Annotated in this window: 2 protein-coding genes; both read right to left on the bottom strand. The window is 64.2% G+C overall.

Annotated features, from left to right (window positions below; translation table 11 throughout):
* A partial coding sequence (locus BGN95_RS06285) for an efflux RND transporter permease subunit (RefSeq protein ID WP_286771999.1) occupies positions 1–1,464 on the bottom strand: 1,464 nt, incomplete at its 3' end.
* Positions 1,461–1,668 (bottom strand): permuted SH3 domain-containing protein (locus BGN95_RS06290; RefSeq protein WP_502688259.1); only part of this gene is annotated, 208 nt, incomplete at its 5' end. The genes BGN95_RS06290 and BGN95_RS06285, both read right to left, overlap by 4 nt.

Consider the following 1,668-nt stretch of genomic DNA (forward strand, 5'->3'; position numbering starts at 1 on the left):
CACGAAGACGAGGAAGATGATGAGCTGACCATAAACGGTCGGCCGCACCATCTCCTTGGCCGCGAGTGTCGTTTCCTCCATCCGCTCGTCGCGGGTGAGAAGCCGGCCTTCATGCTCCTGGCGCTCGGCGAGGCGGCGAAGCGCATTCTCGACGATGATGACGGCGCCGTCGACGATCAGCCCGAAGTCGAGCGCTCCAAGGCTCATCAGGTTGCCCGATACGCCCAGCCCGTTCATGCCGGCGGCCGTCATCAGCATAGTGATCGGGATGACCGCAGCGGTGATGAGCGCGGCGCGGATGTTGCCGAGCAGCAGGAACAGCACGACGATGACGAGCAGCGCGCCTTCTGTGAGGTTCTTTTCGACCGTCGCGATCGTCGCGTTGACCAGCTTGGACCGGTTGTAGACCGGCTCGGCGAACACGTCGGGCGGCAGCGCCTTGTTGATCTGCGTCAGCTTCTCGGCGGCATCGGTCGCGACGATGCGGCTGTTGTCGCCCACCAGCATCAGCACGGTCGAGATGACCGCTTCCGATCCCATGCGACTGCCGGATCCGGTGCGGACCGCACCGCCGATCACGACCTGGCCCACGTCCTTGACGCGGATGGGAACGCCGTTCCGGGTTGCCACGACGGCTTCCTGAATGTCATCGATCGATTTGAGGCGAGCATCGGCGCGGACAAGGAAGCTCTCGCCGGCACGGCGGACGTAATTGGAGCCGGCAGAGAGATTGGCCCGCTCCATCGCGTCCGCCAACTCCGTCACCGACAGCCCATAGCTAACGAGCGCGTTCAGGTTTGGCTCGATCAGATATTGCTTCACATAGCCGCCGTTGGAATCAACCCCGGCGACGCCGCGCACGGCGCGCATCTGTGGGCGGATGATCCAATCCTGCACCGTGCGGAGATATGCCGCCTTCGCCAGCTCGGTGGTCAGGCGTTCGCCCTCGGGCGTGAGATAGCTGCCGTCCGACTGCCAGCCCGGCTTCCCATCGACCGTCTTCAAGCCCTTGCCGTCGGGGTGACGGAAGGCGACCGAATAGAAGAAAATCTCGCCGAGCCCGGTGCTGAGCGGTGCTAGGATCGGCTGCGCGTTGGAAGGCAGGCTGTCGCGCGATTGTGCGAGCCGTTCCGTCACCTGCTGGCGCGCGAAGTAAATGTCGGTGCGGTCGGTGAAGACCGCCGTTACCTGGCTGAAGCCGTTGCGCGAGATGGAGCGGGTCATCTCAAGCCCTGGGATTCCGGCCAGCGCCGTTTCCACCGGGAACGTCACCTGCTTTTCGATGTCGACCGGCCCAAGCGTCGGGGCGAATGTGCTGATCTGGACCTGTCGGTTGGTGACGTCGGGCACAGCGTCAATCGGCAGCTTGGTGATCTGCCATAAACCAAAGCCAATGACGACGAGGGTCAGGACGGCGACAAGCCATCGCATCCGGACCGAAAGGGAGAGGATGCGGCCGATCATTCCGCCGACTCCTTCTCGATCTCCGCTTTGAGGAGAAAAGCGTTGGTGGTGGCGATCTGCGTGCCGGCGGCGAGGCCGCCGGTGATCGCCACCATCCCGCCTGATCGGCTGCCGACCTGAACCGGCTGTGCGCGGAAGCCTTGGCCGGTGCGGACGAACACTACGGTATCGCTGCCAAGCGTCTGCACCGCGTCTTGCGGCACC

Source organism: Sphingomonas sp. 66-10 (assembly GCF_001897045.1).
GTDB lineage: Bacteria > Pseudomonadota > Alphaproteobacteria > Sphingomonadales > Sphingomonadaceae > Sphingomonas > Sphingomonas lycopersici.